Here is a 14,856-nt window from a genome sequence, read left to right as displayed (position 1 = left end):
CCGGGGCCTCGGGCCCCGGCAATCCCCGCGATGCCCCACGAGCGCCTCCCCGCCCGTCCTATCCTCCCTGAACTGAACGCCTTGGGGAGGGAGTTGGGGCATGCGGTCGGTTCCGCCTGTGGCCCGTGCGTATGTGCTCCTGACCGCCGGTGTCGCCGTTCTCTGCGCCGTCCCCGCGTTCTCCGCCGCCACCTCGTGGCCCGGCGTCGCGCTGCTCGCGTTCCTCTACGCGGGGTGTGAGCAGCTCGGCCGCTGCCGGCTCGTCGGGCGGCGCGCGCCCAAGGGGATGGGCACCTTCTTCCCCGTACTGCTCGCCGGGGCGTTTCTGCTGCCCCCGGCCGCAGCCGCGCTCGTCGCCCTGCCCGGCGCCCTGCTCACCTCTGTCGAGCGGCGGCCCGCGTGGCTGCGCAAGGTGTGGCGCGCGGCCCAACTCGCCCTCGCCTCCTGGGCCGCGGCGCGGGTCTTCGGCGCGCTCGGCGGGCCCGACGCCGTCGCCGACCCCCGGTTCCCGTACGCGCTCCTGCCCGGTGGCGCCGCCGTCCTCGCGTTCTGTGTCGCGCTCACCGTGCTCGACGGGGGCGTGCTCGCCACCGCGGAGCGGGTCCCGGTGCGCAGCGCCTGGCGCGGACTCTTCCTGCGGATGCTCGCGCCGGTGGCCGCGCACGGGCTGGCCGGGCTCGTGATGGCGACGATGTGGACGAGCTCGTACGGTCCGCTCGCCGCGCTGCTCGTGCTCCTGCCGATGTACATCTCCTGCTGGGTGTTCGCCCAGTACCAGCGGGAGTGGTCGGCCCACCAGGCCACGATCCGGGCGCTCGTGCAGGCCGTCGACATCAAGGACGGGTACACGCGCGGGCACAGCGAGCGGGTCGGGCAGGCGTCGATGCTGATCGCCCGCGAGCTCGGCATGGCGGGGGAGCGGGTGGAGGCGCTGCGGTTCGCCGGAATCCTGCACGACGTGGGGAAACTCGGCGTGCCCACACGGTTGTTGAGGAAGGACGGGCCACTGACACCCGAGGAGCGCGAGGTCATTCAGCTGCATCCCGAGTACGGGCACGAGATGGTGCGGGGGATCGCGTTCCTGGGCGAGGCGCGGTCGGCGATCCTGCACCACCATGAGCGGCTCGACGGGAGCGGATATCCGTACGGGCTCGCGGGAGCGCAGATTCCGGAGTTCGCGCGGGTGGTGGCGGTGGCGGACGCGTTCGACGCGATGACCTCCACGCGGACGTATTCGCGGGCGCGGCCCGTCGCGGTGGCGTTGGCGGAGTTGGAGCGGTGTGCCGGGTCGCAGTTCGATCCGCTGATGGTCGGGGCGCTGGTGCGGGTGCTGGAGCGGGACGGGTGGCATCCCGTGGTCACGGCGGACGAGGCGGTGGTGCCCCCGCCCCGTCCGGAAAGCGTCGCCGTCCCGCCGGCGGCGTCCCTGTGACGGCGTCGGATCCGGAGCGCCGCGCCGAGAGGGACGGCCTTCCCCGGCCGGGGCGGGTGCCAGGGCTGCTCGTGGTGGTGTTCGGGATCGCCGTGGTGGTCGCCTCCGCGGCCCTGGGGGACACCGTGTGGCACGGCGTCGTCGAGCGGGGGAACGCGTTGGCGTTCGGGCTGCTCGTCGCCGTGGGGGAGCTGGCGCGGTGGGGCGGCGCCGAGGACCGGGAGGCCGCGCCGCTCGGGGCCGCGGGAGCACTCGCGTACGCGTTGCTCGGGGAAGTCGCGGGGCGGCCCACGCACCACGGCGGACTCCAGGTCGTCGCGATCGTCGTCGCGGGCACGCTCGTCGGCTGCATACCGCATGTGGCACGCGGCAAGGGCGCTTCGCTCGACCACGTGACGCGGCGCGTGCTCACCGTCGGGTTCGCCGCCGTCTGCTTCCAACCGCTCTACAACGAAGGCGTGTTGGCGGGGTGGTTCGGGGACGGTGCGTACTACGCACTGTTGCTCGTCGGGCTGCTGGTGCTGACCGCGCTGTGCGATGCCGTGCTGGCCGCCGCCATGGCGCACGCCAGGACGCGCTGGCCGTTCGGCCCGCTGCTGCGCGACGAGCTGCGGGCGATGCTCGGGATCGGGTCGGCCGTGTGCGCGACGGGCGCCGTCATGGCGCTCGCCGTCGCCGTCGCCGGGCTGTGGGCGCTGCCCCTGATCAGCCTGCCGCTGCTGCTCACCCAGTTGGCGTTCCGCCGGTACGCCGTGGTCAAGGCCACGTACCGGCAGACCATCACCTCACTGGCCCGCGCCACCGAGATCGCCGGCTACACCCCGCACGGGCACGCCCGCCGGGTGGCCGCGCTCAGCCGGGCCGTCGGCCGCGACCTGGGGCTCTCCCAGCCGGACCTGTCGGTGCTCGAGTACGCGGCGCTGATGCACGACATCGGGCAGCTCTCGCTCGTCGACCCGGTGGCCGAGGGTGCCACCGCCGCGCTGCCGCCCGCCCAGCAGCGGCGGATAGCGCTCCTCGGCGGCGCCGTCGTCCGCCAGACCGGGGTGGACACCCAGGTGGCCGTGGTGGTCGAGCGGCAGGCCGACCCGTACCGCGAGCAGCCGCTCACCGCCCGGATTGTGCGGACAGCGAACGCGTACGACGAGATGGCCAGGGAACAGGGACCACAGGGGCCGCTCAGGGCCCTGGAAAGCCTGCGTCTGGCCACGGGCCGGGAGTACCAGCCGGAGGTCGTGGAAGCGCTGGCCAGGGTGGTTTGCAAGCCCGGTCTGAGCCTAGGGTCGGTTGGGTAACCCATGGGTAATGAGCGGTCGTCCGACCGTACGTGGTTGGATGCGAAGCAAGGCAGAACACGCAGAAACTCAGAGACCGGGGGCCCAGGCCTCGAGCATCGGCAGGCGGGAATCGTGAGGATCTTCGGCAAGGGACGGCACCGGCCCTCCGCCTCCTGGCGGCAGGCCACGGATCGTGCGTTCACGCTGATCGGCGACGGCCGGTACGAGGACGCGGGAGCGCTTCTCACGCGGGCCGCGGACCTGGAGCCCTGGCTGTCGGAGTCCTGGTTCAACCTCGCGCTGCTGCACAAGTTCCGGCACGACTGGGAGCAGGCCCGCACCACGGGCCTGCGGGCCGTCGCCCTGCTCGAGAAGGAGGGCGGGGCACCGGACTGGTGGAACGTGGGCATCGCCGCCACCGCCCTGCAGGACTGGTCGCTCGCGCGCAGGGCCTGGCAGGCGTACGGGCTGAAGGTGCCGGGCGGCGCCGCCGCTGCCGGGGAGCCGACCGGGATGGACCTCGGGAGCGCCGCCGTGCGGCTCTCGCCGGAGGGCGAGGCGGAGGTCGTGTGGGGGCGCAGGCTCGACCCCGCGCGCATCGAGCTGCTCTCCATCCCGCTGCCTTCGTCCGGGCGGCGCTGGGGCGAGGTCGTGCTGCACGACGGCGTCCCGCACGGCGAGCGGACCACGGCGTCCGGGCACTCGTACCCGGTCTTCGACGAGATCGAGCTGTGGGCGCCCTCGCCGGTCCCCACCTGGGTGGTGCTGCTCGAGGCCGCCACCGAGGACGACCGGGACGCGCTGGAGCGCCTTGCCTCCGACGCGGGCTTCGCCGCCGAGGACTGGTCGTCCTCCGTACGGCTGCTCTGTCGGACGTGCTCGGAGTCGCGGATGCCGTCCGACGAGGGGGACGGCACGCACCTCGACCCGCACGACCACAGCGAGCCGGGGCACCCCGGGCCCCTCGGGCACCGGACGGACGGGCAGCTGTGGGTGCCGGAGCGGGAGTGCGGGGTGGCCGCGCCGGCCTCTCTGGTGCGCGGGCTGCTCGACGGGTGGGTCGCGGACTCGCCGGACTCCCGTGACTGGCGGGACCTCGAAGAGGTGTGCTGAGCCGCGCCGCTGGGCCCCCGTACCCTGTTAACCAGCATTCTCACCCCGTTTCCCAGGAAGGCTCGCGTCCGTCATGGCTCAGCAGGACACCGATCAGCAGCACACCGATGGGGTCCTCCCCGTGGACGACGAGGGTTTCGTCATCGACACCGAGGACGGCGAGGCGCGGGAGAAGGCGTACCGGGAGCGCGGCACGTCGCGGCCGATCACCGTCGTCGGGAACCCGGTGCTGCACAAGGAGTGCAGGGACGTCACCGAGTTCGACGACGAGCTGGCGAAGCTCGTCGATGACATGTTCGCGAGCCAGCACACCGCCGAGGGCGTGGGCCTCGCCGCCAACCAGATCGGTGTGGACCTGAAGGTCTTCGTGTACGACTGCCCGGACGACGACGGCGCGCGGCACACCGGCGTCATCTGCAACCCGGTGCTGCGCGAGCTGCCCACCGAGCAGCGGCGCCTCGACGACTCCAACGAGGGCTGCCTGTCCGTGCCGACGGCGTACGCCGAACTCGCCCGCCCCGACTACGCGGTGGTCGACGGCCGGGACGAGAAGGGCAACGCGATCACGGTGCGTGGCACCGGCTACTTCGCGCGCTGCCTCCAGCACGAGACGGATCACCTCTACGGGTACCTGTACATCGACCGGCTGTCGAAGCGGGAGCGCAAGGACGCGTTGAAGCAGATGGAGGAGGGGACGCCGCGTTACCCGGTGGTCCCCAACGACTGAGCAACTGCTGTTCCCCGTGGGGGAGTTGAGGCGTCAAGCGGCGCCCGGTACGGAAGTGACCTCCGGCCGGGCGCCGTTCGCATGTTCGGGCAGGGGCGTGCGGACCGGCCGCGTACCGCCCGAATCCGGTCATGCCGCGTGAAGAATCAGGAAGTGGGGGGTAGTGAGGGGAGCAAATCCGTTCCCAAGGCGGTCAGTTATGGTGCTGAATAGAAAGCGCGGGGATACACGACGGCGCGCGACCGGCACAGCGGGAGGCGCGCGCTGCAGGCCACAGAGAGGGGTTACTACGTGCCTGCTTTCTCACATACGTCGGTTCCGGCGGCTGTGGCGCTTCCGGTGATCGAGGGTGGGTTTCCTCGCCGGCTGCACCCGTATTGGCCGAAGCTCCAGGGAAGGACCAGGTCCTGGCTCCTGGAAATGGGGCTCATGCCGCCCGACAAGGTGGCCAAATATGCCGACGACCTGTGCTATTCGGACCTCGTCGCGGGCTACTACATCGGCGCCCCCGACGAACTGCTCGCGACGATCAGCGACTACAGCGCGTGGTTCTTCGCCTGGGACGACCGGCACGACCGCGACGTGATCCACGGTCGCGCGGACAACTGGCGGCGGCTCGTCGCCCAGTTGCACGAGGCGACCGAGGCGCCCGAGCTCCATCTGGATCACAGGGATCCGCTGGTCGCGGGGTTCGCCGACTGCCTCCAGCGGTTCTACGGCTCGCTGAGCCATACCTGGAACGTGCGGTTCGCCCGCCACTTCCACCCGGTGATCGACGCGTACGACCAGGAGTTCAGGAACCGGACGGCGGGGATCGTTCCCGACGTGGACGCGTACATAGAGTTGCGCCGGCAGACCTTCGCGCACTGGATTTGGATAGATCTGCTCGAGGCGACGGCGCAGTACGAACTCCCGGCATGGGTGCGTAAAACACCGGCGTTCATGCGTGCGGCACTTGCCGTCCAGGACTTCTCCGCCTGGTACAACGACCTGTGTTCCCTCCCCAAGGAACTCGCGGGAAACGAATTACACAACCTCGGGATAAGCCTCATCGAGCACGATGGGCTTTCCGTCGCAGAAGCCGCCGCGGAAGTGCGGCGCCGGGTCATCGGGTGTGTCGACGATTTCCTTGAGGCGGAAGTCGAGGTCGAGAACATCGCGAATGGCATCGAGGCTCTCGGAGAAAAAGGAAAAGAGCTCTCCGTCGCCATGAGGTCATGTCTGGGCAACATGCGGAACTGGTTCAGTTCCGTCTACTGGTTCCACCACGAATCGGGCCGCTATCAGGTCGACGACTGGGAGGACCGCAGCAATCCGCCGTACGTGAGCGACGAGCCGGTCGGTGCCGACGCCGGCCCCGGCGCGGGTCGCGTCCCGAGGCAGGCTTCACACCGGGTCCCCGACCGGGTCCCCGAACAGGCAGGTGAGTGCGCATGACCGTGGAATCCATGCTGTCGACCCCGACCCCCCCGACCCCCCCGACCCCCCCGACCCCGGCACCCGGCCAGGCGGGAGCGTCGCTGCCGCCGCTCGCACCCGGCGCCGCGCCGCTGCTCGGCCACGCCCCGCAGATGCTCCGTGACCCGCTGGCCTTCCTGACCCGACTGCGGGACGGCGGCGACGTGGTCCGGCTGCGGCTCGGCCCCAAGACGGTCTTCGCGGTCTGCGACCCCGTACTGGTCGAGAAGCTCCTGAAGAGCCCGGACTTCCTCGTCGGCGGCGCGCTGTGGGACACGCTCGAGGTGCTGCTCGGTGAGGGCGTGGCGACCAGTAACGGGCAGAAGCACCGGCGCCAGCGCCGCGCCATCCAGCCCGCGTTCCGGGCCGAGCGGATGGCCGACCACGCCTCGTTGATGGCGGAGGAGGCGCAGGCCGCGGCCGACCGCTGGCAGGACGGCCAGACCGTCGACATCAACGCCGAGATGTTCCGCCTGGCGGCCCGGATCACGGCCCGCGCCATGCTGCACATCGACGCGGAGGACGACCGCTCGGACCGCTTCGGCGAGACGATGGGCACGGTCTTCGCCGGTATGTACCGGCGGATGATCCTTTCCTTCGGGCCGCTGTACCGGCTGCCTCTGCCGGCCAACCGGCGCTTCGAGCGCGCGATGGCCGAATTGCACCGCATGGTCGACGAGATCATCGTCGAGCGAAGGGCTCAGGCCGCCGAGGGAATCGACACCGGGGACCTTCTCGTGGCATTGCTCGACGCGCACGACGATGACGGGGAAGCGGTCACCGACCAAGAGATCCACGATCAGGTTCTCGCCCTCCTGCTGGCCGGCGGCGAGAATATCTCCAAGACGCTTGCATGGACGCTCGGACTCCTCGCCGAACACCCCGACCATGAAAGGCGATTGTACGAGGAGGTTGAATCGGCTACCGGTGGCGACAGGCAGGTGGCTTTCGGTGATCTCGGGGAACTCGCATATATGCGGAATCTCCTTACCGAGTCGATGCGTATTCGCCCCAGCGTGTGGATATTCACGCGCGTTTCGGGGGTCGATACGGAGCTCGGCGGGTATCGCATTCCCGCCGGGACGGACATCGTCTACAGCCCGTACGCGATGCAGCACGACCCGCGCTCGTTCGACGACGTGGACGTCTTTGACCCCGACCGCTGGCTGCCGGAGCGCGTCACGGACGCCGCGAACGTGGCGCACCAGCCGTTCGGCACCGGCAACCGCAAGTGCCCGGGCGATCATTTCAGCATGGTCGAACTCACGCTGATCCTGGGCACGTTGGTGTCCCGGTGGCGGTTCGAGCAGGCCCCCGAGACGGACGCGACGGCGAAGCTGGGGATCACCATCGGTCCCAAGAACGGGAACCTGCGGGTGCGGGCCCGCGGCTGACCGCGGGTGACAGGGCCTTGCCTGGCAGGGCCCTTGCTCGACAGGACCCTGCTCGACTGGGCCTTGCTCGGCAGGGCCTAGGAGGCGAGCCTCACCCGGAAGGTCCTTCTGAAGGCGTTGGGCGTCGTGCCCAGCGCCTTCATGAACTGATGGCGCATCGCCGCCGCGTTGCCGAACCCGGCGCGCGCCGCGATCGCGTCCACCGTCTCGTCCGTGCCCTCCAGCAACTCCTGCGCGAACAGCACGCGTTGGCGCAGCAGCCAGCGGTACGGGGTCGTGCCGGTCTCCTGCTGGAAGCGCCGTGCGAACGTGCGCGGGGACATGTGCGCCCGCGCCGCCAGCTCCTCCACGGTCACCGGATCGCCCAGGTGCCGTTCCATCCACGCCAGCACCCCGCCCACCGTGTCGCAGCGCGTCGCCGGCAGCGGGCGCTCCACGTACTGGGCCTGGCCGCCGTCGCGGTGCGGTGGGACGACCATGCGGCGGGCGATCGTGTTCGCCATCTCGGAGCCGTGTTCCTTGCGGACGATGTGGAGGCAGGCGTCGATGCCCGCGGCCGTCCCGGCGGAGGTGATGACCGGGCCCTCGTCGACGTACAGGACGTCGGGGTCGACCCGGGTGCGCGGGTGGCGGACGGCGAGCTCGCGCGCGTACCGCCAGTGCACCGCGCACCGGCGGCCGTCGAGCAGCCCGGCCTCGCCGAGGACGAACACGCCCGCGCAGAGGCTGAGCACCCGCGCGCCCCGGTCGACCGCCTGCCGCAGCGCGTCGAGCAGTTCCGGCGGGTACTGGCCGAACCGCCGGCCCGCCGAGGGGATCGCGATGAGGTCGGCCTCCGCGAGCCGTTCGAGGCCGTACGGGGTGGAGACCGTCATGCCGGGCACGTGCGTGGTGAGCGAGGGCCCCTCGACGGAGGCGACCGCGAAGTCGTACACGGGCAGCCCGGCCTCGCTCCGGTCGAGGCCGAACACCTCGCAGACGACGCCGAGTTCAAAGGGATGCACGCCGTCCAGCAGCACGGCGGCCACGTTTTTCAGCATGTCTGCCAGTGTGCCGCAGACGTGGCAGTAATTCGAGGGTTGCTGACGGTCCTGCCACTGCCGGGCGGCCGCGGAGGGGCGGACAGTAGAGGACATGAACACAGCGATGAACTACTTCGCAGTCCTCTTCGTCTTCCTCCTCCTGGCCGCCCCGTCCCTGTACGGCATGGCCCACGACCACCGCATCGACCGCCAGCTCCGCGCCGCCGCGCGGAACACCGACGGGCACCACTCCCGCTACGAGAAGGCGGCCTGACCGGGCCGCCGCGTGAAGACCAGCAGATGCGAGCTCGCGACCAGCAGCTCCGGATGTGTCTCTGCGAGCCGGGCGGCCGCCAGGGCCGACGCGAACAGGTCGGACTCCTGCGGGACCTGCCGCCCGGTGGCCGTCTCGGCGGCCTTCAGTATCGAGTCGGCGGGCCCTTCCACCCCATACAGCCGGGTGTCGTCGAACCCGGCGGACCGGACCTCCGACGCCAGGTCATCGGCGCGGTGGAAATAGGCGAAGGTGAACTCCCGGCCCTCGTTCCTGCCGGTCGCCAGGACCCGCCCCGATCGCTCCTCGCGCCCGCCGAGATGCAGCCGCCCGTGCGAGGCGTGATCGAACAGCGCCGCGAACCGCTGGATCCCGGCGGCCACGACAAGCCCGCCCGGGCGTACGACCCGCAGTGCCTCGGTCAACACCTGTTCCCTGTCGGCCCGTTCGGTCAGGTGGTACAGCGGACCGAGCAGCAGCACCACGTCGTACGAGGAGTCCGGTGCGCTCAGTGCGCGGGCGTCGCCGAGCTCGACCGTGCACCCGACGGCCGCCGCCTCCCGTATGTGCCGCTCCACGGGGTCGACGAGATGGACGCGGTACCCGTCCTCGACCAGCCAGTGGGCGTGGGCGCCGGGACCGCCGCCGACGTCGAGCACCGAGGCCGGGGCGGCGGGCAAGTGGCGCCTCAAAAGCTCTTGTGTACGAACGAGTTCGAGGACGCCGGCGGCGGAGGCGCCCAGCCGGGCGTGCTCGTCGAAGTGGGTGGAGTAGTAGGCGAGGACTTCGTCTGCGACCTGGGGTGCCGTCATGCCCCGTAAGTCTGACCACGGGCCGGCGGGTGACGCATCTCAATATCCGGCGCCCACCGGCCCGTTGGAACCGAGCCCGTCAGAAGTCCTCGTCGAACCCGACCGAGCCCTCGACCGCCACCTGGTACGCCGAGGGGCGCCGCTCGAAGAAGTTGGTCAGCTCCTGGACGCCCTGGAGCTCCATGAAGGAGAACGGGTTCTCCGAGCCGTAGATCGGCGCGAAGCCGAGGCGCTGGAGGCGCTGGTCGGCAACGCACTCCAGGTACTGGCGCATGGAGTCCGTGTTCATGCCCGGCAGGCCCTCCCCGCACAGATCGCGCCCGAACTGCAGCTCCGCGTCGACCGCCTCCCGCAGCATGTCGGTGACCTGCTGCTGGAGTTCGTCGTCGAAGAGCTCGGGCTCCTCCTTGCGGACGGTGTCGACGACGTCGAAGGCGAAGGCCATGTGCATGCTTTCGTCGCGGAAGACCCAGTTCGTCCCCGTCGCCAGCCCGTGCAGCAGACCCCGCGACCGGAACCAGTACACGTACGCGAAGGCACCGTAGAAGAACAGGCCCTCGATGCACGCCGCGAAGCAGATCAGGTTGAGGAGGAAGCGGCGGCGGTCCGCCTGGGACTCCAGGCGGTCCATCTTCTCGACCGAGTCCATCCACCGGAAGCAGAAGTCCGCCTTCTCGCGGATGGACGGGATGTTCTCCACCGCCGCGAAGGCCGCCGTGCGGTCCTCCGGGTCGGGGAGGTAAGTGTCGAGCAGCGTCAAGTAGAACTGGACGTGCACGGCCTCCTCGAAGAGCTGACGGCTCAAGTACAGCCGTGCCTCGGGGGAGTTGATGTGCTTGTAGAGCGTGAGCACCAGGTTGTTGGAGACGATCGAGTCGCCCGTCGCGAAGAACGCGACCAGTCGGCCGATCATGTGCTGCTCACCCGGCGACAGCTTCGCGAGGTCGGTGACGTCCGAGTGGAGGTCGACCTCCTCCACCGTCCACGTGTTCTTGATGGCGTCGCGGTAGCGCTCGTAGAAGTCCGGGTAGCGCATGGGGCGCAGGGTCAGTTCGAAGCCCGGGTCGAGCAGGTTCTTCGGTCGGGCGGATGGCGTGGTCATGCGGACTCTTTCTTGCGGAGTGTGCCGTGTCCATCAGCCCCGGGTGTTGCTTCGGGGCGGGTGGAGTAGCCGTAGCCGTCCGCTCGTTGGTGAGGCGGACATGGCGGTGGTGGATGCTTTGGACGATGCCGTGGGACGTAGTGATGTTGAATCTTCCGGTTGCGCGAACCGCTACGCGGCCGGTGTGGGTGCCGGCGTTCTTGCCTTTGGGCACGACGGCACGTGCCAGATCCCCCGTGGCGTAGCCGAACACCCGCTTCTGCCGCGGCAGTCGTAAGCGGGGGAAGCCGTGCTTGTCCGGACGAGTACGGGCGTAGGTGCTACGCCCGGTGCAGTGGACGATCAACACCGAGGTGACACATTCGGTGACAGTGCGGAGATTGCCCACGGCCAGCGCGTCCAGGGAGTGGGACTTGGGCAGCCGATTGTCGAGTTCCCGCCAGAGCGCCCAGCGGGTGGCGTTCACTGCCGCGACATCTCGGAGCGGCCTTCTGGCCTGCGCCAGGATCTGGGCGAGGTGCGCCTCATCCTTGACGAACTCCTCAACGAGGCGATTGCCCTTGCCTTGATTGCAAGGGACGCATGCCAGCGTGAGATTGGCGATCCGGTCGGTGCCGCCCTTGCTGCGTGGGTGGATGTGATCGATGTTGAGCGGTACCCCGTCGATGCCGCAGTAGGCACAACGGCGTTGCCACTTGGCCAGGAGATACTCGCGAGCCTCGGTCCCTGCCAGGGTGCCGTGCTGGTAGTCAACTCCTTCGAGAGGAACACCGGCGCTCAGCGCATGGGTGTCGAACGCGACGCGCTCAATGTGCACCGCGCGCACAGGAGCCCATCGGGTGAGTCGTTCGGTCCAGGACGAGACGGTGTCCACTCGGTGTTGGAGAGATGGTGCAAGTCGGCCGGCTGGCCGGGACCGGTTCGAGAAACGGGGAGAGCGGTATCGCAGGCTCCGCGAACGGCGTCCGCGCCGATACACCGCGCGCTGTCCCAGCTTCTTCCTGATCTGGGATCCGCGATGCTCGAGCTGGAGCGCATACCGGCCGCGTCGTTCACCCGCTCGCTCGGTGAACACGGCGATGCCGGTGTGCTTCGATCCGGGATCGATGCCGAGCTCGACGCCATCGACCTGGGATTCGGCTGCGGCTCGGTCTCTCAGTCGAATGACGAATGGAGTGTGCCGGGCAACAACTGCTCGGCCGACTCTGAGAAGTTTCCTGGCCCGCGCGGGTGTCGTGGGTTGTAGTGCGTGACCGCGCTTGTCCAGGACGAACACGGCAGGATGGCGCTCACGCGCCTTCTCCCCAACCGAAAGGTTGGCGGTGACGCGCTCGGCGGCAGGTGAACCGCCGAGCGTCTCCCCTCGCCCATGTTCAGCACCAGTGCCCGGCTCGGAAGCCGAGAGGCCGTGACCCGTTTCGTGCCTGCTCCCAGGCGTGTCTGCTGCCACGGATTCCAGAGCCCGCCGCTGAGGAAGCACGGAGGGGTGGGTCTTCTCACTTGAACTGAACGGAACCATCGGAACACCTCCTTGCGATGGCTGGGCTGGACACTCAGCGCTGACTCCTGACGGAACCCAGCTCCGGTCGTCAGACCGGGGAGCGAGTGACTACTGGCAGGCCTCGCAGCTCTCCGGGTTTTCCAGAGAACAGGCAACTGCATCGTTCATTTCATCCAACTGCTGTGAAGGGAAAGGAGTTACGGGTGTCGAACGTGCGGCCCGCGCGATGCGCGTCGCCGGGCGCGAGCGCAGGTAGTACGTCGTCTTCAGGCCCGACTTCCAGGCGTACGCGTACATCGAGGAGAGCTTGCCGATGGTGGGCGTCTCCAGGAAGAGGTTCAGGGACTGGGCCTGGTCGAGGAACGGGGTCCGCGCCGCCGCCATGTCGATCAGGCCGCGCTGCGGGATCTCCCACGCCGTGCGGTAGAGGGCGCGGACCTCGTCGGGGATCCAAGTGAAGCCCTGGACCGAGCCGTTGGACTCCCGCAGCGCCTCGCGGGACTGCGCGTCCCACACGCCGAGCTTCTTCAGCTCGTCGATCAGGTACCCGTTGATCTGGAGGAACTCGCCCGACAGCGTCTCCCGCTTGAAGAGGTTGGAGACCTGCGGCTCGATGCACTCGTAGACGCCGGCGATCGAGGCGATGGTGGCGGTGGGCGCGATCGCGAGGAGGAGGGAGTTGCGCATGCCGACCGACGCGATACGTTCCCGCAGCGCCGCCCAGCGCTCCGGCCACGTCAGCTGTACGTCGTAGTGGTCGGGGTGCAGCACGCCGCGGGCCGTCCGGGTCTTCTCCCAGGCGGGGAGGGGACCGTTGCGCTCGGCCAGGTCGGCCGACGCCTCGTACGCCGCGAGCATGATGCGCTCCGCGATGCGGGTGGAGAGGGCGCGGGCCTCCGCCGAGTCGAACGGCAGGCGCAGCTTGAAGAAGACGTCCTGGAGGCCCATCGCGCCCAGGCCCACAGGGCGCCAGCGGGAGTTGGAGCGGCCCGCCTGGTCGGTCGGGTAGAAGTTGATGTCGACGACGCGGTCGAGGAACGTGACGGCCGTGCGGACCGTCTCGTCGAGCCGCTCCCAGTCGATGTCGCCCTCGACCACGAAGGCGCCGAGGTTGACGGAGCCCAGGTTGCAGACGGCCGTCTCCCCGTCGTCCGTCACCTCCAGGATCTCCGTGCAGAGGTTGGAGGAGTGGACGGTGTGGCCCGGCTCGGCGGTCTGGTTGGCCGTGCGGTTGGCGGCGTCCTTGAAGGTCAGCCAGCCGTTGCCGGTCTGCGCGAGGGTGCGCATCATGCGGCCGTACAGATCGCGGGCGGGGATGGTCCGTTGGGCCTTCCCCTCGGCCTCGGCCTCGCGGTACGCGGCGTCGAACTCCTCGCCCCACAGGTCGACGAGCTCGGGCACGTCGGCCGGGGAGAACAGCGACCACGGCTGGTCCGCGTTGACCCGGCGCATGAACTCGTCGGGGATCCAGTGCGCGAGGTTGAGGTTGTGGGTGCGGCGCGCGTCCTCACCGGTGTTGTCGCGCAGCTCCAGGAACTCCTCGATGTCGGAGTGCCAGGTCTCCAGGTAGACCGCGGCCGCGCCCTTGCGGCGGCCGCCCTGGTTCACGGCGGCGACCGACGCGTCGAGGGTCTTGAGGAACGGGACGATGCCGTTGGAGTGCCCGTTCGTGCCGCGGATCAGCGAACCGCGGCTGCGGACACGGGAGTACGAGAGGCCGATGCCACCGGCGTGCTTCGAGAGGCGGGCGACCTGGTGGTACCGGTCGTAGATCGAGTCGAGCTCGTCCAGCGGGGAGTCGAGCAGGTAGCAGCTCGACATCTGGGGGTGGCGGGTGCCGGAGTTGAAGAGGGTGGGGGAGGAGGGGAGGTAGTCGAGGCGGCTCATCAGGCCGTAGAGCGCGGCGACTTCGTCCAGGGCGCGGACGCTGTCGTCCTCGGCGAGACCACAGGCCACGCGGAGCATGAAGTGCTGCGGAGTCTCGATGACGTGCCGGGTGATCGGGTGGCGCAGCAGGTAGCGGCTGTGCAGGGTGCGCAGGCCGAAGTAGCCGAAGCGGTCGTCGCCCGCGACGTCGATCAGCGCGTCGAGGCGCGCCGCGTGCACCCGTACGAACTCGGCCGTACGGTCCGCGATCAGGCCCTCGCGGTGGCCGACGGCGACCGATCCGGTGAAGGACGTGACGCCCTGCGAGGCGGCCTCCGCGGCGATGGAGCGGGTGAGCAGGCGGGCGGCGAGCCGGGAGTAGGCGGGGTCCTCGGAGATCAGCCCGGCCGCGGCCTCGGTGGCGAGATCGCGCAGCTCGGCCTCATCGGCCCGCGCCGAACGGCCGCGCAGCGCGGCGGCCGCGATCCGGCCGGGGTCGGCGTCGGGGAGGTCGGTGGTCAGCTCGGTCAGGGTGCGCAGCAGCGCGGCACCCGGGCCGTCCTGGGGGGTGGCTGAGACCGGTTCGGCGGGCGCGATGGTCACGTGGAGGCTCTCCCTCGCTCGGCTCGGGGCCTGCGGGGAGGAGGTGGCAGCGCGGGCGCGCGATGGCGGGCCCTCGTCCACCGGCCCTTTCCGCGAGGCCCGGACGTCGTCGACGCCCGGGCCGGTCGGCTCGGGCGTGCCGTCGACAGGTCATCGGACTCACGCGGGCGTTTTTGTACGCCTACGCACACCGTTGCGGGACAGTTCCGGATTCGCACCGGATTCCCCTGTGGTGACAGCGAGTGCGAGCATACATGTTGTGTCGGGCTTTCGCT

The 14,856-nt window shown here is 69.9% G+C and carries 12 protein-coding genes and 1 riboswitch; of the genes, 7 read left to right on the top strand and 5 right to left on the bottom strand.

Features of this window, described 5'->3' with window-relative positions:
* The first annotated feature begins 100 nt into the window (after positions 1 to 100).
* From OKJ99_RS02045 to OKJ99_RS02020, 6 genes are all read left to right on the top strand, one after another.
* A complete protein-coding gene (locus OKJ99_RS02045) occupies positions 101 to 1,432 on the top strand; it encodes an HD-GYP domain-containing protein (protein WP_326013903.1) in 1,332 nt (443 codons plus the stop codon).
* The gene (locus tag OKJ99_RS02040) at positions 1,429 to 2,727 is read left to right on the top strand and encodes an HD-GYP domain-containing protein (RefSeq protein WP_407700629.1); all 1,299 of its coding nucleotides are present in this window, start codon (positions 1,429 to 1,431) and stop codon (positions 2,725 to 2,727) included. The genes OKJ99_RS02045 and OKJ99_RS02040 overlap by 4 nt, the downstream gene beginning before the upstream one ends.
* 114 nt (positions 2,728 to 2,841) lie before the next feature.
* Positions 2,842 to 3,822 carry a tetratricopeptide repeat protein gene (locus OKJ99_RS02035; protein WP_326013902.1) on the top strand — a complete coding sequence of 327 codons (981 nt, stop codon included), beginning with the start codon at positions 2,842 to 2,844 and terminating at the stop codon, positions 3,820 to 3,822.
* A 73-nt stretch (positions 3,823 to 3,895) separates the two neighbouring features.
* Positions 3,896 to 4,549, top strand: a complete 654-nt coding sequence (gene def, locus OKJ99_RS02030) for a peptide deformylase (RefSeq protein ID WP_326013901.1) — start codon at positions 3,896 to 3,898, stop codon at positions 4,547 to 4,549.
* Between the two features lie 291 nt (positions 4,550 to 4,840).
* The gene (locus tag OKJ99_RS02025) at positions 4,841 to 5,986 is read left to right on the top strand and encodes a terpene synthase family protein (protein WP_407700628.1); all 1,146 of its coding nucleotides are present in this window, start codon (positions 4,841 to 4,843) and stop codon (positions 5,984 to 5,986) included.
* Complete coding sequence (locus OKJ99_RS02020) at positions 5,983 to 7,401, top strand: cytochrome P450 (RefSeq protein ID WP_326013900.1); 1,419 nt, start codon at positions 5,983 to 5,985, stop codon at positions 7,399 to 7,401. The genes OKJ99_RS02025 and OKJ99_RS02020 overlap by 4 nt, the downstream gene beginning before the upstream one ends.
* A 77-nt stretch (positions 7,402 to 7,478) precedes the next feature.
* On the opposite strand, the gene OKJ99_RS02015 is transcribed toward OKJ99_RS02020, so the two are convergent.
* Complete coding sequence (locus tag OKJ99_RS02015) at positions 7,479 to 8,441, bottom strand: helix-turn-helix domain-containing protein (RefSeq protein ID WP_326013899.1); 963 nt, start codon at positions 8,439 to 8,441, stop codon at positions 7,479 to 7,481.
* A 94-nt stretch (positions 8,442 to 8,535) separates the two neighbouring features.
* On the opposite strand from OKJ99_RS02015, the gene OKJ99_RS02010 reads away from it, so the two are divergent.
* The gene (locus OKJ99_RS02010) at positions 8,536 to 8,697 is read left to right on the top strand and encodes a hypothetical protein (RefSeq protein ID WP_326013898.1); all 162 of its coding nucleotides are present in this window, start codon (positions 8,536 to 8,538) and stop codon (positions 8,695 to 8,697) included.
* Here OKJ99_RS02010 and OKJ99_RS02005 read toward each other — a convergent pair.
* The 4 genes from OKJ99_RS02005 to OKJ99_RS01990 form a co-directional block, all read right to left on the bottom strand.
* On the bottom strand, positions 8,679 to 9,509 hold the full coding sequence (locus tag OKJ99_RS02005; RefSeq protein WP_326013897.1) for a class I SAM-dependent methyltransferase: 831 nt from the start codon (positions 9,507 to 9,509) through the stop codon (positions 8,679 to 8,681). The two genes, OKJ99_RS02010 and OKJ99_RS02005, sit on opposite strands and share 19 nt — an antisense overlap.
* A 79-nt stretch (positions 9,510 to 9,588) precedes the next feature.
* Positions 9,589 to 10,545 carry a ribonucleotide-diphosphate reductase subunit beta gene (locus OKJ99_RS02000; RefSeq protein ID WP_326013896.1) on the bottom strand — a complete coding sequence of 319 codons (957 nt, stop codon included), beginning with the start codon at positions 10,543 to 10,545 and terminating at the stop codon, positions 9,589 to 9,591.
* Positions 10,430 to 12,130, bottom strand: a complete 1,701-nt coding sequence (iscB, locus tag OKJ99_RS01995) for an RNA-guided endonuclease IscB (protein ID WP_326013894.1) — start codon at positions 12,128 to 12,130, stop codon at positions 10,430 to 10,432. The genes OKJ99_RS02000 and iscB overlap by 116 nt, the downstream gene beginning before the upstream one ends.
* A 90-nt stretch (positions 12,131 to 12,220) precedes the next feature.
* Positions 12,221 to 14,581 (bottom strand): ribonucleoside-diphosphate reductase subunit alpha, encoded by a 2,361-nt coding sequence (locus tag OKJ99_RS01990; protein WP_326013893.1) that lies wholly within the window; start codon positions 14,579 to 14,581, stop codon positions 12,221 to 12,223.
* A 148-nt stretch (positions 14,582 to 14,729) separates the two neighbouring features.
* Positions 14,730 to 14,808: riboswitch (cobalamin riboswitch) on the bottom strand.
* Positions 14,809 to 14,856: the final 48 nt, after the last annotated feature.

Source organism: Streptomyces endophyticus, assembly GCF_035798155.1.
In the GTDB taxonomy this organism is placed as follows: domain Bacteria; phylum Actinomycetota; class Actinomycetes; order Streptomycetales; family Streptomycetaceae; genus Streptomyces; species Streptomyces endophyticus.
Note: the sequence above shows the minus strand (reverse complement) of the source record. Positions and strands in the feature narration are given on the sequence as shown.